General features: G+C 72.7%; 18 protein-coding genes and 3 pseudogenes. 7 read left to right on the plus strand and 14 right to left on the minus strand.

Going from position 1 to position 20358, the window contains the following annotated elements; translation table 11 throughout:
* The first annotated feature begins 90 nt into the window (after positions 1-90).
* Positions 91-1806, plus strand: a complete 1716-nt coding sequence (locus ACZ60X_RS03240; RefSeq protein ID WP_469592650.1) for a pyridoxal phosphate-dependent aminotransferase — start codon at positions 91-93, stop codon at positions 1804-1806.
* A gap of 22 nt (positions 1807-1828) precedes the next feature.
* On the opposite strand, the gene ACZ60X_RS03245 is transcribed toward ACZ60X_RS03240, so the two are convergent.
* The 3 genes from ACZ60X_RS03245 to ACZ60X_RS03255 form a co-directional block, all read right to left on the minus strand.
* Positions 1829-2242 (minus strand): ATP-binding protein, encoded by a 414-nt coding sequence (locus tag ACZ60X_RS03245; protein WP_469592652.1) that lies wholly within the window; start codon positions 2240-2242, stop codon positions 1829-1831.
* A 134-nt stretch (positions 2243-2376) separates the two neighbouring features.
* Positions 2377-3171: an anti-sigma factor family protein gene (locus tag ACZ60X_RS03250; protein WP_469592654.1), complete on the minus strand. Its 795-nt coding sequence runs from the start codon at positions 3169-3171 to the stop codon at positions 2377-2379.
* Positions 3172-3196: 25 nt separating this feature from the next.
* Complete coding sequence (locus tag ACZ60X_RS03255) at positions 3197-3799, minus strand: sigma-70 family RNA polymerase sigma factor (protein ID WP_469592656.1); 603 nt, start codon at positions 3797-3799, stop codon at positions 3197-3199.
* Between the two features lie 135 nt (positions 3800-3934).
* Here ACZ60X_RS03255 and ACZ60X_RS03260 point away from each other — a divergent pair, with 135 nt between their 5' ends.
* Positions 3935-4435 carry a cupredoxin domain-containing protein gene (locus tag ACZ60X_RS03260; protein WP_469592658.1) on the plus strand — a complete coding sequence of 167 codons (501 nt, stop codon included), beginning with the start codon at positions 3935-3937 and terminating at the stop codon, positions 4433-4435.
* The gene (locus ACZ60X_RS03265) at positions 4432-5370 is read left to right on the plus strand and encodes a metallophosphoesterase family protein (protein ID WP_469592660.1); all 939 of its coding nucleotides are present in this window, start codon (positions 4432-4434) and stop codon (positions 5368-5370) included. Before ACZ60X_RS03260 ends, ACZ60X_RS03265 begins: the two co-directional genes overlap by 4 nt.
* 27 nt (positions 5371-5397) lie before the next feature.
* Here ACZ60X_RS03265 and ACZ60X_RS03270 read toward each other — a convergent pair.
* From ACZ60X_RS03270 to ACZ60X_RS03285, 4 genes and pseudogenes are all read right to left on the minus strand, one after another.
* Positions 5398-5634 (minus strand): annotated as a pseudogene (locus ACZ60X_RS03270) (arabinan endo-1,5-alpha-L-arabinosidase); the annotation flags it as partial.
* A 303-nt stretch (positions 5635-5937) separates the two neighbouring features.
* Positions 5938-6591: a DUF4360 domain-containing protein gene (locus tag ACZ60X_RS03275; protein ID WP_469592663.1), complete on the minus strand. Its 654-nt coding sequence runs from the start codon at positions 6589-6591 to the stop codon at positions 5938-5940.
* A gap of 137 nt (positions 6592-6728) precedes the next feature.
* The gene (locus tag ACZ60X_RS03280; protein WP_469592665.1) at positions 6729-8219 is read right to left on the minus strand and encodes a peptide ligase PGM1-related protein; all 1491 of its coding nucleotides are present in this window, start codon (positions 8217-8219) and stop codon (positions 6729-6731) included.
* Between the two features lie 119 nt (positions 8220-8338).
* Positions 8339-8797, minus strand: a complete 459-nt coding sequence (locus ACZ60X_RS03285) for an RrF2 family transcriptional regulator (RefSeq protein WP_469592668.1) — start codon at positions 8795-8797, stop codon at positions 8339-8341.
* 78 nt (positions 8798-8875) lie between these two features.
* Here ACZ60X_RS03285 and ACZ60X_RS03290 point away from each other — a divergent pair, with 78 nt between their 5' ends.
* Entirely contained in the window at positions 8876-11842 is a 2967-nt protein-coding gene (locus tag ACZ60X_RS03290; RefSeq protein WP_469592670.1) for a glycoside hydrolase family 35 protein, read from the plus strand.
* Here ACZ60X_RS03290 and arfA read toward each other — a convergent pair.
* From arfA to ACZ60X_RS03305, 3 genes and pseudogenes are all read right to left on the minus strand, one after another.
* Positions 11829-13352 (minus strand): arabinosylfuranosidase ArfA, encoded by a 1524-nt coding sequence (arfA, locus tag ACZ60X_RS03295; RefSeq protein ID WP_469592672.1) that lies wholly within the window; start codon positions 13350-13352, stop codon positions 11829-11831. The two genes, ACZ60X_RS03290 and arfA, sit on opposite strands and share 14 nt — an antisense overlap.
* Positions 13353-13366: 14 nt before the next feature.
* Positions 13367-14005 (minus strand): arabinan endo-1,5-alpha-L-arabinosidase, encoded by a 639-nt coding sequence (locus ACZ60X_RS03300; RefSeq protein ID WP_469593012.1) that lies wholly within the window; start codon positions 14003-14005, stop codon positions 13367-13369.
* A gap of 11 nt (positions 14006-14016) precedes the next feature.
* Positions 14017-14190: pseudogene (locus ACZ60X_RS03305) on the minus strand (extracellular solute-binding protein); the annotation flags it as partial.
* 185 nt (positions 14191-14375) lie between these two features.
* On the opposite strand from ACZ60X_RS03305, the gene ACZ60X_RS03310 reads away from it, so the two are divergent.
* Together ACZ60X_RS03310 and ACZ60X_RS03315 are read left to right on the plus strand one after the other, a co-directional pair.
* Positions 14376-14996 carry a toxin-antitoxin system, toxin component family protein gene (locus ACZ60X_RS03310; RefSeq protein ID WP_469592674.1) on the plus strand — a complete coding sequence of 207 codons (621 nt, stop codon included), beginning with the start codon at positions 14376-14378 and terminating at the stop codon, positions 14994-14996.
* Entirely contained in the window at positions 14993-16201 is a 1209-nt protein-coding gene (locus ACZ60X_RS03315) for a DUF6545 domain-containing protein (protein ID WP_469592676.1), read from the plus strand. The genes ACZ60X_RS03310 and ACZ60X_RS03315 overlap by 4 nt, the downstream gene beginning before the upstream one ends.
* Positions 16202-16231: 30 nt before the next feature.
* Here the strand turns inward: ACZ60X_RS03315 and ACZ60X_RS03320 are convergent, their stop codons facing one another.
* Positions 16232-17092 carry an SMP-30/gluconolactonase/LRE family protein gene (locus tag ACZ60X_RS03320; RefSeq protein ID WP_469592678.1) on the minus strand — a complete coding sequence of 287 codons (861 nt, stop codon included), beginning with the start codon at positions 17090-17092 and terminating at the stop codon, positions 16232-16234.
* Entirely contained in the window at positions 17089-17862 is a 774-nt protein-coding gene (locus ACZ60X_RS03325) for an IclR family transcriptional regulator (RefSeq protein ID WP_469592680.1), read from the minus strand. The genes ACZ60X_RS03320 and ACZ60X_RS03325 overlap by 4 nt, the downstream gene beginning before the upstream one ends.
* 161 nt (positions 17863-18023) lie before the next feature.
* Here ACZ60X_RS03325 and ACZ60X_RS03330 point away from each other — a divergent pair, with 161 nt between their 5' ends.
* The gene (locus ACZ60X_RS03330) at positions 18024-18593 is read left to right on the plus strand and encodes a hypothetical protein (protein ID WP_469593014.1); all 570 of its coding nucleotides are present in this window, start codon (positions 18024-18026) and stop codon (positions 18591-18593) included.
* A 131-nt stretch (positions 18594-18724) separates the two neighbouring features.
* Here the strand turns inward: ACZ60X_RS03330 and ACZ60X_RS03335 are convergent.
* Both ACZ60X_RS03335 and ACZ60X_RS03340 read right to left on the minus strand, forming a co-directional pair.
* Positions 18725-19168, minus strand: a pseudogene (locus ACZ60X_RS03335) (hypothetical protein); the annotation flags it as partial.
* Positions 19169-19342: 174 nt separating this feature from the next.
* Positions 19343-20173 carry an oxidoreductase gene (locus ACZ60X_RS03340; protein WP_469592682.1) on the minus strand — a complete coding sequence of 277 codons (831 nt, stop codon included), beginning with the start codon at positions 20171-20173 and terminating at the stop codon, positions 19343-19345.
* Positions 20174-20358: the final 185 nt, after the last annotated feature.

The following is a 20358-nucleotide window of genomic DNA, read 5'->3' on the forward strand; positions in this document are numbered from 1 at the left end:
CCTCGGGTGAGTTGAACACCGGGACCGCCGTCTGCGTACTCATGGGCGGCCCGTGCTCCCCCGCACGGGCCGCCTTGAACGGAGGTCCCCTTGGCCGGCAACGTCACCTCGCTGTTCCGCGGCACCGCCGCGCACAGCCCCTCGATGGCGGCGCTGACCCGGGAGGGCGGGGACGGGACGGGCCCGGTGGACTTCTGCGTCCCGTGCAACCCGTACTTCCCCACCGCGGCCATGTTCGACGAGCTGGCAGCCCGGCTGCGCGAGATCGTCACGTACTACCCGAGCGGTGCCGACACCATCACCGGTGAGCTGTGCTCCCTGCTGCAACTGCCGCCCCAGTGCGTGGCGATGGGCAACGGCTCGACGGAGCTGATCTCCTGGATCGACCACCTGCTGGTCCGCGCGTCGCTGGCGGTGCCGGTGCCCACCTTCGGCCGCTGGACCGACCAGCCGATGGAGACCGGCAAGCGGGTCGACATGTTTCCGCTGCAGGAGGCGAGCGGCTTCGCGCTGGACCTCGCCCAGTACGCGGACTTCATCCGGGCCCGCGGCACGCGCGTCGCGGTCGTCTGCAACCCGAACAACCCCGACGGCGGCTACCTGCGCAAGCAGCAGGTGGTGCAGTTCATGGACGCGATGGCGGACCTGGACCTGGTCGTCGTGGACGAGTCGTTCCTGGAGTTCGCCGACGCCGAGACGGACCCGAGCGTCGTGCAGGAGGCGATCCTGCGCCCGAACGTCATCGTCCTGCGCAGCCTCGGCAAGAACTTCGGCCTGCACGGCGTCCGCTTCGGCTATCTGGTGGCGAACCCGGCCCTCGCGGCCAGGGTCCGCTCGATGCTGCCGAAGTGGAACCTCAACTCCTTCGCCGAGCACGTGGTGTTCATGCTGCGCGACCACGGGCCCGAGTACGCGCAGAGCCTCACGCAGATCCGCCGCGACCGCCTGGAGATGGCCAGCCATCTGTCGGCGCTGCCGGGACTGACGGTGTACCCCTCGCAGGGGAACTTCCTCTTCGTACGACTGCCTGTCGGAGCCGAGGGCACGGTGGTCCGGGACCGGATGCTCGACCAGCACCGGATCCTGGTCCGCGAGTGCGGCAACAAGATCGGCTCCTCCAGCCGCTTCCTGAGACTCGTGGTGCGCCCCCAGGTCGACGTGCGTCGCCTGGTGTCCGGCCTGGAGCAGGTGCTCTACGGGTCCGGGAGGGGTGCCGCCGTACCCGAGCTGGGCACCGGGACCAGCTACAGCTCGGGTACGGCGGCCGTGGACCGGCTGGTCAGCGAGACCAACGGAGGCGGCGTACGGGGCCTGGCCGCGCAGGCCCAGGCCATGGCCGCCGGTGCGGCGTCCGCCGCGCGAGCCGGTGCCGTCCCTTCGCCCGCCCCCGCTCCGGCCGCCGGCACCGGCATGCCGCTCCCCGCCGCCGTACCCCCGCCCGGCGCCGGGATGCCGATGCCGGCGGCGCCCCAGCCACTGCCGATGCCCGCGGCGCCCCAGCCGGCCCCGATGCCCCTGCCGACCGCACCGCAGCAGCCCCCCGCACCGGTCGCACCCGCTCCCACCCCGATGCCGGCGCCGGTACCGGTAGCGCCACCGGCGCAGCCGCCCCTGGCCCCCGTGCAGCAGCCGATGGCCCCGATGCCCGCGGCCGCCGTCGCCCCCACCCCGCCCGGCGTCCCGGCGCGCGGCGGCCTCACGGCGGCCCAGGTACGCGGCATGACGGCCCCGCCGGCCGGCCTGACCCCGGCGCCGGCGACGGGGTGGCCGAACGCGCAGAGCTGGCCGAACGCGGCGGGGGCCTGACCGCACCGTCCGCCGGGGCCGGTCATGCCGGGCACCGGAGACAGGCGCGGACCTCCCGGCCGCTGCGCGTCTGGCGGATCTCGGTCGACTGCGCGAGGTACCTGACGATGCCCGTGCCGCGGCCGTGTTCGTCCGGGGCGACATCGTGCGCACCGCGCTCCACCGCGGTTCCCGAGTCACTGACCACGATGTACAGGGCGCCATGGTCGAGGACGAGGACCAGCGTCATGCTCGCGCGGCCGTACTGGGCGGCGTTGGCAGTGAGTTCGTCGACGATGAGAACGGCGGAGTCACGCTCGCGCTCGGGAACGCTCCAGCAGTCCAGCAGGTCCGCCGTGAAGTGACGCGCGGCGGACACATGGGCCTCCTGCGCGGGCAGGGTCAGCGTCGCCCGATGGAAGCAGGGCCGTGAGCTGATGCACTCGGAATCGGTCACAAACATGGTCTTCTGGCTCTTCTGTGTGGGTGCGGAACCTGCGTGTGAGCGCTCATCTGGTACTACGAACGGCGAGTGGCATATGGTTCGAGTTATTCGTACCTTTTTGCCGGGTTGACGACTTTCGGTGGATCTCACGCCCGGATCGTGACCAGCTTCCGGCCGTTCGCCGCGTCGATGATCTCGAAGCGCTCGACGGCTCCCGGACGCATGGGGATCGCCCCTGGGACCTTCGTACCGGTCGGGTACGCCCCGGCCCGCCAGGTAGCCGCGTCCGCCCTGGTCCCACCGGGACCGACGGCCCGCAGTCGGCAGACCATACCGGCCGGCGCACCATGGGCCGAGACCTCCAGGACACTGCCCCAGGCCGAGGGGAAGACCTTCACGGAGGCGGTGACGCCGGTGGTGGAGTCGGTTCCGGAGAAGGTGCGCGACGGAGTCGGCGCGGCAGGTCCGGGCTGCTTGCCCGCACTGGTCACGGAGGTGCCGATCGCCAGCAGGGTTCCGCCGACCGCCCCCGCGGCGACCAGCATCACGGAGGCGGCCGCGCCGGCCAGTTGCCACCGCCAGGTCCTGCGGCGCCTGGCCGCGGCCTGCTGGAGCATCCTCTCCACCAGCCCCGCCCCGGGAGCCCGAGGCGTCGCGGACATGCCGGACGGTGCCCGCGCGGCGCCCTGCGCGCTCTCGGCCGCCCGCCGCACCAGGCCGTCGGCCAGCTCGTCGTTGCCGGCGGGTACCGTCCGACCTGCCGCTTCGGCCGCTGTGACCATCGCGAGCAGCGCCGGCAGTCCGGCCAGCTGCTCGTGCTCCGCCCGGCATGCGTCGCATGTCTCCAGGTGAGCGCGCACCTGTTCCGTCTCGGCCGGGGACAGCGCGCCGAGGACGTACGCCCCCAGCGCCATCCGCAGGGCGTCATGGTCCGTGTTCATGGCCGGCACCTCCTCCGCGCCTCGGTCATGGCTCGATGCCTCGCTCCTGCAGGGCGAGCCGGAGGGCGTGCAGGGCGTAGTACGTCCGCGACTTGACCGTGCCCAGCGGGATGCCCAGCTCGCCCGCGGCCTGCGCCATGGTGCGGCCCCGGTAGTACGTCTCGATCAGCACGGCGCGGTGGTCCGGGGACAGCGTCCGCAGGGCGTCGGCCACGGCCCAGCTCTGCAGCGCCTGCTCGATCTGGTCCTCGCCCACCGCGTGCTCGGCGGCCCGCTCCAGGGCCTCGCCGCCGGTCTCCGCCGGCCTGGCCAGCCGGGCCCGGTGGGCGTCGATGACCAGGTGCCGGGCGACCGTGAACAGCCACGCCCTGGCGGGACCGCGTCGGGGCTCGAACGCGGTCGGGTGCTGCCACGCCCGCAGCAGCGTCTCCTGTACGACATCCTCGGCCCACTGCCGGTCTCCTGACGTCAGACGCAGCACGTAGTGGAACAGGGGGCCCGCGTGCTCGGCGTACAGGGCGCGGATCAGCTCCTCGTCCGTGGCCGACACGGTCCCCTCACCAGAGACACGGCGCGCGGAGCGATCCGTATCGGCTGTTTGGCCACGTTTACGGGCACTCCATGGCATAAGACGATCATTACCCATGAACGCGCTTTTGTCGTATCCGTCGATATGCCGAGAAAAAGGGTGTATCCGCCGAACCGGACGGCAGCGTCGCCCGTGGAGTCGGGCAAGAGCTTCGACACACGAGGAACGAACACCATGTACCCGAACCTTGGTCACGCCGGCCGGCGATCACGCGTCGCGGCCGGGCTCACAGCCACGACGGCAGCCGCCCTGGGGTTCCTGAGCGCGTGCGGCCAGTCCCCGCACTCCCCCACGGCCGGTGCCATCACAGCCGGCCCCGGCCAGCACCAGGTGGCCGGAATGCCCGGCGCCTCGCGGATGCCGGGCATGAACATGTCCCCGAGCTCGCCGAAGCCGGGCGCAGCCGATGCGCCGGTGGCCGCAGAAGCCGTGGCGATCAAGAACTTCGCCTTCTCCCCGGAAACGCTGAAGGTCACCGCGGGCACGACGGTGACCTGGACCAACCAGGACACCGACGCCCACACCGTCACCAGCGCCGGACCGGGCGGACCGCTGCACTCGCCCGCCCTGGCCACCCACGCCACCTACAGCTACCGGTTCACCACGCCGGGCACCTACGCCTACCTCTGCACCATCCATCCCTTCATGACGGCCAAGGTGGTGGTGACCCGATGACCGGGGAACACGACATGACGCGACGCCAACTGCTGCGGCACGCCGGGTGGTTCGGCGGGGCCGTCGTACTGACCGTGGCGGGCGGGGAGGTGACCAGCCACATCGCCGGCCCCCGGGGCACCGTCGCCGAGGCCGCCGCCGCGGGAGCCAGCGGCGCCCTGCGGTTCGTGCAGGTCTCCGACAGCCACATCGGCTTCCACGGGCCGGCGAACCTGGACGTGGCCGGCTCGTTCACCGAAGCGATCGGCCAGGTCAACTCGCTCGGCTTCCGGCCGGACTTCGTCATGCACAGCGGCGACCTGACGCACCTGTCCACGGCGGCCCAGTTCGACCAGGTCAGACAGATGATGACCAGGCTGCAGACGGACCGCGTCTTCACCGTGCCCGGCGAGCACGACGCCATCGGCGACGCGGGCCGCGCCTACCGGCAGATCTTCGGCCGGGGCACGCTCGGCGACGGCTGGTACAGCTTCGACACCCACGGCGTGCACTTCCTCGCCCTGGTCAACACCCTGCACCTGGAGAAGCTGGGCCACCTCGGCACCGAGCAGATCGACTTCGTACGCAAGGACCTGGCGGGACTGTCGGCGGACACCCCGATCGTGGTCTTCAGCCACATCCCGCTGTTCGCCATGTACCCCCGGTGGGGCTGGAGCACGGACGACGCGTTGAAGGTGATCGCGCTCCTGCGCCGGTTCTCCTCGGTGACCTGCCTCAACGGACACGTCCACCAGCTGTTCACCAAGACGGAGGGCAACATCACCTTCCACTCCGCCACCACCACGGCCTACCCACTGCCGAAGCCGGGACGGGCCCCCGCCCCCACTCCCCAGGTCGTGCCCGCCCGGCAGCTCAAGTCCGCGCTGGGCATCCGCACCGTGGACTACCGGCAGGGCGACCGGGAGCTGGCGGTCAAGGACACGAGGCTGGCATGAGCGAGGGGCCCCATGGGCGGCGGGGGCTCAACAGGCGACGGGCCAACCGGTCGACCGGTTCAGCAGGTTGACGCCGAGCTTCGGGGTGCCGTTGTCGCTGCCGTCGTAGTAGTGGTACACGATCAGGTCACCGTCGGTGTCGTGCATGACGGACTGCCCGCCGGAGCCGGTGACGCTGCCGTGCGACTCCAGCACCGGGGTGCCGCCGCTGTTCGTCATCGCGACGCCGCTCTTGTCGTAGTACGGCCCGGTGACGGAGGTGGCGTGCGGATCATCGTCGGATCGTGGACGACGACGTCCCCGGTGACCGTGCCGGGGTTGGGGTACGCGGACGCGGTGCCCGGGACGAGGGCGGGCAGGATCGCGGCGGGTACGGCGAGAAGTGCGGTGCGGGTGCGCTTCGTTGCAGCTCCGTTCGACACAACGAACATCGATCGCCGACTCGAACGGACCGTGGAATCGAATGGTTTGCGAGTCAACGGTTCCCACAGCAACTCGTACGCCTCACATCGTCGGGCCGGCTGGCACGGGCGCCGTGAGCGAGGGGCGCAGCCGGCCCGACGCCGGTCAGCTAGCCGGGCACTGCTTCCACGCCAGGTGGTACACCGTGCTGATGTCGCCGTCCGTCGAGTCCATGGTCATGAAGCTGACCTTGTCCGGGTTCTGGGTGCCGGCGCTCACCCTCAGCTCGGTGTTGATGTTGAAGTTGCGCAGCACTCCGCAGGGCGCCCAGACCAGCTGGGCCCAGTCCGTGCTGTCGGTGGCCTGCCAGTCGTCGTTGTAGGCGCCGGTGAAGGGGTGGGTCCTCGGGACGGTCTGGGAGGAGCCCTGGAAGTAGTACGAGGCTTTCTGGGTGGCCGTCGCGCCGGGCTGGAGGGAGAGGAAGCCCCGGTAGTCCGCGCTGGCTACGGCGTAGGTGAAGCCCTGCGGGACGTGGACGATCAGGTTGAGCTGGCAGTTCTTGCGGAAGGCCGTGGGGTCGGAGGTGCCGCCGGCCTGGGCGAGGTAGGAGCTGTAGGTGACCGTGAAGGCCGTGTTGTCCGGCGAGACGGCGACGGCGGCCGTGCCTTCCGGGCAACCGGAGCCGTTCACCGTCGCCACGTCGATGACGATCTTGTCGGGGGGCGGGTTGTCCAGCACGCCCGAGGCGGGTGTGCTGGCGGGCAGTGCGGTGGTGAGCAGAGCGGCTACGGCGCCGCTCAGGAGGAGTGCACCAGCCATGGTTTCTCCTTGAAGAAACTGTGGGTGCCCTGTGAAGGGCGGGAGGCGTGGGCATCGTAGGGACGGACCGCACCGGCCCGGGAGGGTGAACTCCGGCCATTCACTTCCGGTCTTTCACGCGTCGTCCGGGACCCCGCTCAGCCCACTGCGTGCCCCACCCGCTCGTCCACCAGCTCCCGCAGCCCCCGCAGCAACGCCGCCGCCTCGGCCCGGTCCGCCCCGACGCACACCGCGCCGAACTTCCCGGACCCGGCGGCGGCGCTCATCATGTGCAGCACCACGCCCGTCGCGCGCCCGGGGTCGTAGCCGAGGGGGGAGCCGGCGACCGCGCGGATCAGCTGGGCCGGCCGCAGGCCCACGTAGCGCGGGTCCACGATGCTGTCGGAGGCCTCGTAGACGCGCTCGGGGCCGCCGGGCCCGCCGGCGACCAGGCGGCCGTCCGGCGTCGCCCGCGTGCCCAGGAGCGCCGAGACGATGCCGAAGGCGTGCTTGGTCCCGGTGCCCCGCAGATTGATCTCGCACCCGAGGACCTGCCAGCCCCCGGCGGCGGGCCGGGCGAGGAAGTCGACCCCGTAGTCACCCCGGTCCACCCCTCGCTCCCGCAACGCCCTGCCGACCCGCAGCCCGTAGTCGATGAGCGTGTGCCGGTACGCGGCGTCCGCCGGGAACCGGCAGCCGACGTAGCTCTGGCGGTGGCCGGCGAGCACCTGGTCATGGGTGGAGACCGCCTCGACCGCGCCGCCGTCGGTGATCCTGCCCTGGAAGCTGGGGCTGCGCAGCGCGTCGTCCTTGATCCACTCTTCCACGAGGGCACCGGACCTCTCCATCGTCCGGACGTAGTCGTCCCAGGTGATCCCGGGGTCCACCAGAGTGGCGCGGGGCAACGCGGCGAGCACGCGGTCGGTCAGCGCGCCGTCGTCCGTCCCCGGTGTCGGTCCCAGGCCGCCGAGGTCCAGCAGCGCGTTGCCGAGCCCGGCCCCGGAGGCTGCGTCGTCGAGCTTGACGACCACCGCGCGGTGCCCCGACCGCGCCATCCGCGCCACGTCCGCGGCGAGGCCGGCGAGGGTGTGGCGCAGTTCCGCGGAGCCTTCGGGGACCGGGATGCCCGCCTCGGCGAACAGCCGGCGGCCGGCGTGCTTGGTGCCCAGCGGGATGCAGGACGAGGGCGGCTGGTTGCCGGGCACCCCCAGTTCGCGGGCGAAGCGCTCCAGCGGGGCGGACGGTTCGAAGTAGTCCAGCCGGACGTCGGCGCCGGCCCGCCGCTGGTCGTCCACGAAGGCGCGGACGGCCGCACGGACCCGCGCGGCCCCCGGGTCGTCCGGATCGAGGACCTTCTCGCTCAGCCAGCGGGCACCGGCGTCGTCCACGCCCGCGAGGCGCACCCGGTCCCGCGCGTCCTCGTACCCGGCGCCCAGCAGCCCGAGGTAGTAGTCGACCTGCTCGTCGGCGTCCAGCGGCGGTGGGGCGGTGACGTACAGCAGGCGGCCGCCGGCCCGGCACACCGTGTCGACGATCGCCCAGCCGAGCAGCCGTTCCGGGAAGAACGTCGCGCCGGCGAACCGCGCCAGGATCTCCCGGTCGCACTCCCGGCTCTGGATGTGGACCTGGGCCGGGCGCAGGGTCTCCACCGGTTACCTCCTCCTCGGGCGCCCGCATCCAGCGGGACAACAACGGATGAAAGCGGCTAAACGTGCGCAACCGAAGGTATCCGGTACCGTGCGGCGCGGCCACCGTCACGCTGCCCGCGCTACGGGTTCTCCCAGGCCGCCGGCTCCGCCGCCAGCGCGCGCACCGCTTCCGGCAGCGCGTCCTCGGCGAGGTCGGCGACCGTCACGCCCTCCAGGATGCGGCGGACGCCCGCACGCAGGGCGATCCAGAGAGGGAGCAGCGGCTGGGCCGTGCCGGTGTAGGACAGGCCGGTCGGGCGTTCGCCGCGTACGGAGACGATCGGGCCGTCGACCGCCCGGATGACGTCGGCCACGGTGATCGCCGCCGCGTCCCCGGCGAGCCGGTAGCCACCGCCTCCGCCCCGCCTGCTCTCCACGATCCCGGCACGCCGGCAGTCGCCCAGAATGCCCTCCAGGAACTTGTGGGGGATGTCCTGGACGGCGGCGATTTCCTCTGCTTTCACAGGGCCGTTACCCTGCCGTACGGCCAGTTCCAGAACCGCACGTACCGCGTAGTCCGCCCGCGCCGAGATCCTCATGGGTCCATTGTGGGGCGTCGCTCCGGTGAGAACGGCCGGACCCGCGCCCCGTAAGATCGCCGCCCGGGAGGATCCACCTTGGGCTTCAGCAGACGTACTTTCAGTGCCCTGGCCGGCTCGGCCGCGCTCGGGCTCGCCCTGGGCGGCAGCGGCGGCTCCGGGGCGCCCTCGGCGTTCGCGGCGCGCGGCGACGGCAGCCTGCCCACCGGGCCCGCGCCGCTGCCGCCGCGCGTGGACGGCGCGCAGCACACCATCGGCTACGACCGGTACTCGCTGCTCGTGGACGGCAGGCGGGTGGTCGTCTGGTCCGGGGAGTTCCACCCCTTCCGGCTGCCGAGTCCGGCACTGTGGCGGGACGTCCTGCAGAAGATGCGGGCGCACGGGTACAACGCGGTCAGCATCTACGTCGCCTGGAACTACCACTCCCCGGCACCGGGCACGTACGACTTCACCGGCGTGCGGGACCTCGGCCTGTTCCTGCGCATGGCCGCCGAGACCGGGCTGTACGTCATCCTGCGTCCGGGGCCGTACATCAACGCCGAGGTCGACGGCGGCGGCTTCCCCGGCTGGCTGACCGTGACCGAGGGCACCGCGCGGACCGACGACCCCGGCTACCTCGCGCACGCCGACGAGTGGCTGACGCGGGTCAACGGCATCGCCCGCGAGCACCTCTACACGCAGGGCAGGGGCACGGTCCTGCTGTACCAGATCGAGAACGAGTACGACGCCCACGCCGGGGACGCGACCGGCCGCCGGTACATGTCCCACCTGTACAAGAAGGTGCGGGCCGACGGCATCGACGTACCGCTGTTCCACAACGACAAGGGCAGGAACGGGTACTGGGTGCCCGGGTCGTTCGACACCGGCGGTGAGGAGGGCGGCTGGCTCTACGGGTTCGACGGGTACCCGTCGCCGTCCAGCACCCCGCCGGACTGGGGGCGGTACGGGCCCGGCGGCGCGAAGGGCGGGGCCAGTGCCTCGCCGTCAACGCCCGGCTTCATGCCGGAGTTCGGGGGCGGCTGGTTCGATCCGTGGGGCGGGGCCACGTTCGGCGGCAAGGGCTACGCCGAGGCGCGGCGGACGCGGGACGCCGCCTACGAGCGCCGGTTCCACCTCACCAACCTCGCCAACGGGCTCACCCTCCACAACGTGTACATGACCTTCGGCGGGACCTCGTGGGGCTGGCTGCCCGCGCCCGTCGTCTACACGTCGTACGACTACGGGGCGGCGATCGACGAGGCCCGCAACGTCACGGCGAAGATCGCGCCGATGCACCAGCTGGGCCATCTCTTCCAGCGCGTGCCCGACTTCGCGAAGCTGGACCGGGCGGAGGCGGTCGAGGCCAGGGGGCTGAAGGTCTACCACCTGGCCAATCCGGACACCGGCGCCCACGTCTACGTCGCCCGCAACGACGGCACCGCGCCGGTGACCACCTACCTGCCCACCGACGCCGGCGAGCTGCGCGTCACCGTGCCCGCCGAGGACGCCCGGCTGCTAGTGACCGGGCTGCGGCTCGGTGAGCGGACGCTGAAGTACGCCACCGCCCAGCCGGTCTTCCTCGTGACGGCCGGGCGGCAGGACGTCGTCCTGTTCACGGGGCGCACGAACGACATGGCCGAGCTGGTGCTCACGTCACCGGAGGAGCCGTCGGTGATGCGCCTGGACCCGGAGGCCGCCTGGGTCTACGACGACGCCGACGAGCTGCGCGTGACCAGTCCCCTCGGCGAGGGCGGGCTGACCCGCGTGCTGGTGCAGAAGGGCGGCAGTGACACCCCGCTGGTGCTGCTCTTCGGCGACGACGCCACCGCCACGCGCCTGTTCCCCTACGACACCCCGTCCGGGACCGTGCTCGTCTACGGTCCGGCACTGCTGCGCCACGCGGAGGTGCGCGGCTCGGCCGTCCATCTGACCGGTGACGTCACCGACACCACGGCCATGGAGGTCTGGGCTCCGCGCGGGGTCGACACCGTGGTGTGGAACGGGCGCGAGCTGCCCACCCGGGTGACCCTGTCCGGCAGCCTGATGAGCAGCGGCATGCTACCGGGCGTGCCCGAGGTGCGGCTGCCGGTCCTGGACGGCTGGCGGATGCGCCGGGAGAACCCGGAGGCGGGGCCGAGCTTCGACGACTCCGGGTGGCGGACCGCCGACAGGAAGACGTCCCGTTCGACGACGCCGGTCCCCGCCGGGCAGCCGGTGCTGTTCGCCGACGACTACGGCTTCCACTACGGGGACGTCTGGTACCGGGGCACCTTCTCCGACTCGAGCGGCCTTCAGGAGCTGTCCCTCGACTACGCCGCCGGCACCCAGGGGCTGCTGATGGCCTGGCTGGACGGGGAGCCGCTGGGCACCCACCGGATGCCCGTGCCGGACGTCTCCTCCGTGCGGCGGGGAAGTTGGCAGGCGACGGCCGTCCTCCCGGTGCGCCAGGCGCTGCGCTCGCCCGGCCGGCACGTGCTGTCCGTGCTCGTGCGCCGGATGCAGCACGACCAGGACGGCGCGGCGCGCGACACGCACAAGGCGGCCAGGGGGCTGACGGCCGCCCGCTTCGGCGGCGCCTCCCCGGAGGTGACGTGGCGGATCCAGGGCGAGGCGGCCCCGGACCCGGTGCGCGGGCCGATGAACAACGGCGGCCTGTACGGCGAGCGGCACGGCTGGCATCTGCCGGACTTCCGGGAGGACCACGACTGGGAGCCGGTGGCCTTCCCCCGGACCGCCCGGTACCAGGGCGTGACCTGGTACCGGACCGCCTTCCGGCTGTCCGTGCCGGCCGACGTCGACGCGTCGGTGGGCCTGACCCTGGAGGACGACCCGTACCGCGCCTACCGCGCGCAGATCTTCCTCAACGGCTGGAACCTGGGCCAGTACATCAACGACGTCGGCCCCCAGCACACCTTCGTCCTGCCGAACGGCGTCCTGCGCACCCGGGGCACCAACACCCTCGCGCTGGCGGTCCTCTCGGAGTTCACCACGCTGTCGGGCCCCGGGTCCGTACGCCTCACCCTGCTCGGCAGCGCGCAGGGGGGCCTGCCGGTCACGCCAGTCTGATCACGTTCCAGGACAGCGGTTCCAGTACGGCGGTGAGGGTGCCGTCCGTGACGGCGGTGCCCTCGACCGGGTGCGGGGCGACCCGCTCGGGGTCGTCCAGGGTGTTGCGGGCGTCGGGGTCGGCGTCCGCGAGGGCGCTGTGCTCGGTGACGGCTCTCAACTCCAGCCCGTTGAGGGCGACTTCGAGGGGCAGGGCGTCCGTGCGGCTGCGGTTGACGGCGAACACCGTGACCGTGCCGTCGGCGGCGCGGACCGCCGTGGCGTGCAGCAGGTCGGCCTCGCCGTACTTCTTCGTCTCGTACGTCGGGGAGTCCACGCGCACGTCGAGCACCTCGCCGCGGCCGTACTTCGAGGCCTGCGCGAAGGGGAAGAAGGTCGTCTGCCGCCAGGCCGGGCCGCCCGGCTCGGTCATGATCGGCGCGATCACGTTGACCAGCTGGGCCAGGCAGGCGACCGTGACGCGGTCGGCGTGGCGCAGCAGCGCGATGAGGAGCGAGCCGAGGACGACGGCGTCGGTGACGCTGTAGTTGTCCTCCAGCAGGCGGGGCGCCTGGGGCCAGTCGGACTGGTCGATGGTCCGCGCGTGCTCCTCCCAGCGGGAGAGGTACCAGACGTTCCACTCGTCGAAGGAGAGGTTGATCCTCTTCTTCGACTTCAGCCGCGCGCCCACGTGGTCGGCCGTCGCGACCACGTTCTCGATGAAGGACTCCATGTCCACGGCCGAGGCCAGGAAGGAGTCGATGTCGCCGTCCACGGGCTCGTAGTAGGCGTGCAGGGAGATGTAGTCGACCAGGTCGTACGCCTCCTGCAGGACGGTCGCCTCCCACTCGGCGAAGGTGGGCATGGCCTGGCTGGAGGAGCCGCAGGCGACCAGTTCGACGGCGGGGTCCTGCTGGCGCATGGCCCGTGCGGTCTCGGCGGCGAGCCGGCCGTACTCGGCGGCCGTCTTGTGCCCGGTCTGCCAGGGGCCGTCCATCTCGTTGCCCAGGCACCACAGGCGGATGCCGAAGGGATCCTTGTCGCCGTGGGCCGCGCGCAGGTCGGACAGGGCGGTGCCGGAGGGGTGGTTGGCGTACTCCTGGAGTTCGAGGGCCTCGGCCACGCCTCGGGTGCCGAGGTTCACGGCCATCATGGGCTCGGCCTGGGGGCCGACCTTCTTCAGGAAGGCGATGTATTCGGACAGGCCGAAGCGGTTGGTCTCGGTGGAGTGCCAGGCGAGGTCCAGTCGGCGGGGGCGGTCCTCGGCCGGTCCGACGCTGTCCTCCCACTTGTAGCCGGAGACGAAGTTGCCGCCGGGGTAGCGGATCGCCGTCGCGCCGAGTTCGCGGACCAGCTCCAGGACGTCGGTGCGCAGTCCGGCCTCGTCGGCCAAGGGGTGTTCCGGCTCGTAGATGCCGGTGTAGACGCAGCGGCCGAGGTGTTCGACGAAGGAGCCGAAGAGACGGGGGCTGACCTCGCCGACGGTGAAGGCGGGGTCGAGGGTGAAGCGGGCGGTGGTGCTCTTGCTCATGAGGTCCTTCCGGGTCACTTCAGAACAGGCCATCCGGCACGCCAGCCCAGCTCGTTCAGGCCCAGCTTCGGGGTGCCGTTGTCGTTCGCGTCGTAGTAGTGGTAGGCCAGCCAGGTCGTGCCGTGGGTGCGGAACGTCGACTCGCCGCCGGGGCCGGTGTACCGGCCGTGGGAGGCCAGGAAGAGGTCGCCGCCGCCGTCCAGCATCGGTGTGCCCGTGCTGTCGGTGTACGGGCCGGTCACCGAGGTCGAGCGGCCGACACGGATCTTGTAGGTGGAGTTCACGCCCTGGCAGCAGGCGTCGTAGGAGGCGAAGAGGTAGTAGTACCGGCCGTGGTGGAGGATCGAGGCGCCCTCGACCGCGTAGGGGGCGTCGGGGCGGGTGGCCAGGTGGCGGACCTCGGCGCCCGGGACGGCCTTGCCGGTCCTCGGGTCCAGTTCGACCATGCGGATGCCGGTCCAGTAGGAGCCGAACGCCATCCACAGCCTGCCGTCGGCGCGGATGACGGCCGGGTCGATGGCGTTCCAGGCGTCGGACTTCTGCGAGGTGAACGCCGGGCCGTGGTCCGTCCAGGTGCCGGGCAGGCCGGACGGGGAGGTGGCGACCCCGATCGCGGAGTGGTTGGTGCCCCAGGAGGAGACGGCGTAGTACAGCCAGTACTGTCAATGTTGTAGCCGTCGCCGCCGCTGAAGAGGTTCCAGTAGCGCACCCGGGTGCGCACGGTGGAGGCGAGCGCGTCGGCTCCGGTGCCGAGCGCGGCGAAGCCGAAGCTCGCGGCCACCGCCAACCCGCCGGCGGCTCCCAGCAGTTGTCTGCGATTCAGGCCAGGTTGTCCCATACCTTGCCCCCACCGTCCCCTGTCGTTCGGCATATCGAATAATGCTCGTAACTTCGAACGGGACCGTAGATTCCCGGCGCTTCCGCCGTCAATGGGTGGGGCGCAAGCTCATCGCCGGTTTTCTCGTCGCCCCTGACGGGGACACAACCAGACGCGTACGCTCTGTCCAGCGGAAGGGAGAGCCGATGGTCATGGCGGGCGCGCGAGAGCGGCTGGCACGCCTGGCCGGACGACTGCGACCCTCCCGACGTCTCTCATCCCGCCCGGGGGCGACGATGCGCGTGCTGGCCCGCGACCTCGCGGACGCCGTTCGCGCCCGCCCCCGAACGCCGGACGGGGTAAGGGAGTTGTGCCGGGCGTTGTGCGAGGAGATGAGCGCGCGGCGCGGCGGGCGGCCCGTGGACTTGCGCTTCGAGCGCTTCCCCGACGAACTCGCCGTCACCGGGCTGTGCGTGGAGTTCGCCGACTTCGACCTGGTGATCGTGGAGGACCGGGCCGCGCCCGTGCAGCAACTGGTGATCCTGGGCCATGAGCTGTGGCATCTGCACGCCGGGCACCGGCACCACCACCTGAGCGGTGACGTGGCGGCGCGCGCGTTCGCCGAGGCGCCGGGCGGGCTGCGGGACGCGCTCACGGTGGCCGCCCGCAACGGTTCACGGGAGGCCGACGAGGCCGAGGCGGACGACTTCGGGCACCGGCTGGCCACCCTCTTCCGCGACGGTCTGCACGGCGGCCCGCGCCCCGCCCCGCCCGACGCGGTCCAGCGGGTCCTCGGCTTCACCGGACGGGGCGGAGCCGCCCGGTGAGACAGCTGGCGCTGGACCCCCCGGAGTTCCTCGGCCGGTTCTACATCTCCTTCTGGGTCCCCACGGCCCTGCTCACCGCCGCGCTGGTGCTCAAACTGCCCGCCATCGTCCGGCTGTGGCGGGACCCGCTGCTGCGCGCGGTCGGCGGCCTGCTGCTGCTCGCCTGCGCGGTGTTCGTGTTCTGCTCCCCGTCCATGATCCACCGGGTCAACCGGCTGACGGGGGTGCCCAACCTCGCGGCGCCCTGGTGCTATTCGCTCATCACCGCGATGTCCGCCTCCGGCCTGCTGCTCATCGTGACCTGGCGCGACGGCCTGTCCGGCCGCCCGGTGGCGACCCGGCGCACGGTGCGCCGGGTGGTCTCGGCGTACTCCGGGGTGATCGTCGCGCTGTGGGCGCTGTACCTGTGGGCGGACGCGCCCCTGGAGCGCGTGCAGGACCTCGACACCTACTACGCGAACACGCCGTTCATGCGCGAGGAGATCCTGCTGTACCTCGGCGCGCACGCCGTGGCCTGTACGGTCGCCTCCTGGCTCATCCGGAACTGGGCGCACACCGAGGGGCTGGACGCCTGGCTGCGCTGGGGGCTGAGGCTGCTGGGCGCCGGGTACGCGCTCAACCTGGTATTCGACGCGGCCAAGCTGACGGCCGTGGGCGCGCGGTGGTCCGGGCACGATCTGGACTGGCTCAGCACGAACCTCGCACCGCCGGTCGCCTCGCTCTCCGCGATCCTGGTCGCGGCCGGCTTCATCCTCCCGCACGCCGGCCAGTACCTCCACGACCGCTGGCGGATCCACCTCGCCCACCATGAACTGGGGCCGCTGTACCGGCTGATGCGCACGGTGAGCGGCGAGGGCGTGCCGTTCACGCTCCGCGCCACACCCGAACTGCGCCTCATCCGCCGGGAGACCTTCGTCCGGGACGTCCTGCTGCCGCTGACCCGCCGCCTCGACACCGACCTGGCGGCCCGCTCGTACGACGCCGCGCTCGCCCTCGGCCACCCGGCCGACCGCGCCCGCGCGCTGGCGGCGGCCGTCGCCGTCCTGGACGCGATCGAGCACCGGCACCGCACACCGGCACCGGCCGGCCCCGACCCGGCGAGCCTGCTCAGCGACATCGCCCCGGTCTCCCGCGCCCTGCGCGGGTGGCAGGAGATCGAGGCGGTACGGGCCCGGGCGGCGGCGAGGGTGCCGGTGCCGGAGTGAGGGCCGGCGCGGCCCGGCCCCTCGGCGGTGTCAGCCCTGGAACGCCGGCTGCGCCAGCCCCTCCCCCGCTCCGGGAATCACCAGCAGCGAACCCGCCAGCGGATCCGGCGGCTCCAGCCCGACCCGCGCAGTCGTGACGTACAGGTCCCTCAGCCCCGCACCACCGAACGCACAGGCCGTCGTCCGCGCCGTCGGCAGCCCGATCACGCGGTCCAGCCGGCCGTCCGGCGTGTAGCGCCGCACCGCTCCGCCGTCCCACAGGGCCACCCACACACAGCCCTCCGCGTCGACCGTCAGGCCGTCCGGGAAGCCGGCGCCCTCCTCGATCTCCACCAGCGGGCGGCGGCCGGTCACCCGCTCGCCGTCGTGGTCGAAGACGTCCACCCGGCGGGTCGGGCTGTCGACGTAGTACATCAGGCGGCCGTCCGGGCTCCAGCCCGTGCCGTTGCTGACCGCGACGTCGGGCAGGACCGTCTGCGTCGTACCGTCGCCCGTCAGCCGGGTCAGCGTGCCGCCGCCCGGCGCCTCGTCGTAGCGCATCGTGCCCGCCCACAGGGACCCGTCGGGCGCCACGGCGGCGTCGTTCGCGCGGCGCCCCGGCACCGGCTCGTGGTGCAGCCAGCGGAAGCCGCCGTCGGGGTCCAGCAGGCCCACGCCGTCGCGGAGGTTGAGCACCAGGCCGCCGCCGGCGCGGGGCTTGGCCGCGCCCACGTGCTGCTCCGTCGTGCGCACCGTGCGCCGGCCCGTCGCCGGGTCGTACGTGTGCAGGCGCATGCCCAGGATGTCCAGCCAGAGCAGCCGCCCCGCCGCCGGATCCCACGTCGGGCCCTCGCCGAGGGTCGCCTCCGCCCGCACCGCGACCTCATGCGCCACCGTCCCGCGCCCGCTCACTCCGCGCTCCGGTGGCCGAGCCGCTCGGACAGGTCCGCCGCGCCCTTCACGGCCAGCTGCTCCAGCTCCGTGCGGCGCTCGTCGCTCCAGCGGATCATCGGCACCGAGATGGACAGGGCCGCGACCACCTGGCCGGTGCGGTCACGGACCGGCGCGGCCACACAGCTCACGTCCGGGTTGGACTCGCGGCTCTCCACCGCGATCCCCCGCTGCCGGATCTCCGCGAGCGCCTCGCGCAGCGCGGCCGGTTCGGTGATGCTGTTCGGCGTCATCGCGGCCAGTTCGGCGTCGTCCGGGACGCGCGCCGTCAGCTCCTGCTGCGGCAGCGAGGCCAGCAGCATCTTGCCGACGGAGGTGCAGTGGGCCGGGAGCCGGCGCCCGGCGGCCGAGACCATGCGCACCGCGTGCGTGGAGTCGACCTTGGCGATGTAGATGACGTCGGTGCCCTCCAGGATCGCCACGTGCACCGTCTCGTCACAGGTCTCCGCGACCGAGCGGGCCACCTGCTGCCCCTCGGCGGCGAGGTCGAGCTGCTCGGCGTAGCGGCTGCCGAGCTGGTACGGGCGCACCCCGAGCCGGTAACGTCCGGGCTGTCCCGGAACGGGCACGATGTACGACCGTGCGGCGAGCGTGGTGACCAGCTCGTGCACGGTGGTGCGCGGCAGTTGCAGCTTGCGCACGATGTCGGGGGCGGAGAGCGTCCCGTCCCCGTCGAGGAACAGCTCAAGAATGTCGAGAGCCCGGGTCACGGCAGGCACGAGGCGTCCCACGTCGGCCCCCTCCCTTGGGTCTGGCGCCCGTTCGACAGCTCGCCGCAGGACGTTCGAGATATCAACAGGCGATCGGCATGACGAACACAGGCTAATCACGGGGAGGGGTACGGGCAATGGGCGGGAGCACCCCGGACGCCGGGAAGGGCGCGCCGGGCACCATGAAGGGCATGGACGTCGACTTCCAGCTGGTGCTTCTGCGGCGCATGGCCGACCACAACCCGGGCCTGGTCGAGGACGCCCGGCGCTCCCTGGGCGCGTCGGTCGCGGACATGCGGGAGGCGAACAAGCGGTGGCAGGCGATGGTCCGCTCACCCCGCTCCCGCTCCGCCGCCGCCCGGTACCGCTCGGTCCTCGGCCCGCCCGAGTCGGTCCTGCCCCGCCGCCTCGGCGACGTCGGCTGCGAGGCCCGCCGCTGGGCCCTGCCCCTCTGGCCCGACCTGCGCTTCGAGGCGCTGGTCGGGCCGGACGGGGCGGTGTGGAACGAGTGGCTGGTGCGCGCGCCCGGGGCCCCGGCACCGCGGCTGGAGACCCTGGAGGACCTGGCCCCCTGGTCCTGCACGGTGGAGGAGGCCGCCCGCGCCTTCGCCCCGGCCCGCCCCCTGGAGGGCACCGCACCGACCCGGTGGGGCCTCGCTTTCACGGCGCCGGACCGGGCGGGCGTACGGCACGAGGTGGTCGCCGAGTTCACCTGGGGGCTGCTGCAGCGGACGGCCGTCGTCGGCGGCTGAGCGCTGCGCCCCGCGCGGTCACGGCATCGGTCGGGCGCGGGAAGGCGTGCGGGGGCGGTGGTGCTCGCCTGCTGGAAGATGACCGAGGTGCGGAAGCAGGTGATCTCACCGCGCTTGCGGAGCCGGTCGGTCAGGAAGGCGCGCAGGTGGTCGAGGTCCAGCACGACGGCGTGCAGGAGGAAGTCGTCGCCGCCGGAGAGCACGTGGACACCAGCCGCAGCCTGCCCGACGAACTCGTCGCGCACGCCCGGGGTGCCGGCGTGGTGCGGCCGGTGCACGGCGGCATCCGGGCCGTGCTGCCCGAGGCAGCCGGGCCGGGCACGGTCGCGGCCGTCGTCCGCATGGGCGACACCCTTGCCCACCTGCCGTCCAAGGCGGACGTCCCCGTGCTGCCCGGCCGCATCGCCCGTTCCCTCGCCCCGGGCGGCCACCTCGTCGTGACCTGCCGCGACCTCACAGCGGAGCTGCGTGGCACCGACCGCTTCATCCCCGTACGCGGCAGCGACGACCGGCTCCTCACCTGCTTCCTGGAATACCGCGACGAGGACACCGTGATCGTCCACGGCCTGCTCCACACGCGGACGGACGGCTCGCGGAACCAACAGGCGGGCAGCTACCCCGAGTTGCGGATCCCGTCCCCCTGGCCGGTCGAGCAGTGCCGGGCGGCGGGCCTGGAGGTGCGCCGCGACCGCGCGGACTTAAAGGGGGATGCGGATCGTGCGCGCCGTGCCGCCGTGAGGAGCACCGGCTCAGACGTCCAAGCCCGTCGCCCGGGTCCGCTTCTCCCAGGCCAGGACGTCCTCGCGGGTCCGGTCGAGGTGGGCGAGGACCGCGCTCACCCCGTCGTCGCCGAGCGGCAGCCGCAGCGGGGTGTGCTCGGCGTCCAGCGCGGCCAGGATGAGGGCGGCCGCCTTGGCGGGATCGCCGGGCTGGCCGCCGTGGCCGCCGGCGACGGCACCGCGGGTCTCGCCGACCCGCGCGTACACCCCGCTGTCGGAGCTGACGCCGGCCCGGTCAGCCTCGAACAGCGAGGTCCTGAACGCGCCCGGCTCCACGATCAGCACCTTGATCCCGAACTCGGCGACCTCGTCCGCGAGCGCCTCGGAGATGCCCTCCAGCGCGAACTTCGTCCCGCTGTACGCGCCGAAGCCCGCGAAGGACATCTGCCCGCCCATGCTGCTCATCTGCACGATCGCTCCCGAGCGCCGCTCCCGCAGGTGCGGCAGCACCGCCCGCACGAGCGCCGTGGGTCCGAAGACATGCAGGTCGAACAGGTCCCGCAGCTCCTGCTCGGTCGTCTCCTCGACGGCACCGACGTGCGTGCGGCCCGCGTTGTTGACCAGCACGTCGATCCGCCCGTGCCGGGCCAGGACGTCCCGCACTGCCGTCTCGATCGCGGCGGTGTCGGTGACGTCCAGCCGCACCGCGTGAACCGCGCCGGGATGGGCGGCCACCAGATCGTCCAGGGCCTCAGGGCGCCGGACCGCGCCGACCACCGTGTCGCCGGCGGCGACGGCCGCCTCGGTGATCGCCCGCCCGAACCCGCTGCTCGCCCCGGTGACCAGCCACACCTTGTTCATCTCGACTCCCCGCTGTTCCCTGTCCGTTGTCGGGCACCAGGCTGCCGTGCCAAGCCCTTCCCGGTCCAATACCCGGGTCGATGGCCGACGGCCGGACCGCGGCGCAGGCACGCGGCTCGCGGCCGGCCCGAGCACGGTGGTGGTGAGCAGGCCCGTGGGGTAGGAAGGGTGCCGACGGTCCAGCG

Source organism: Streptomyces sp. NPDC104106, assembly GCF_055584345.1.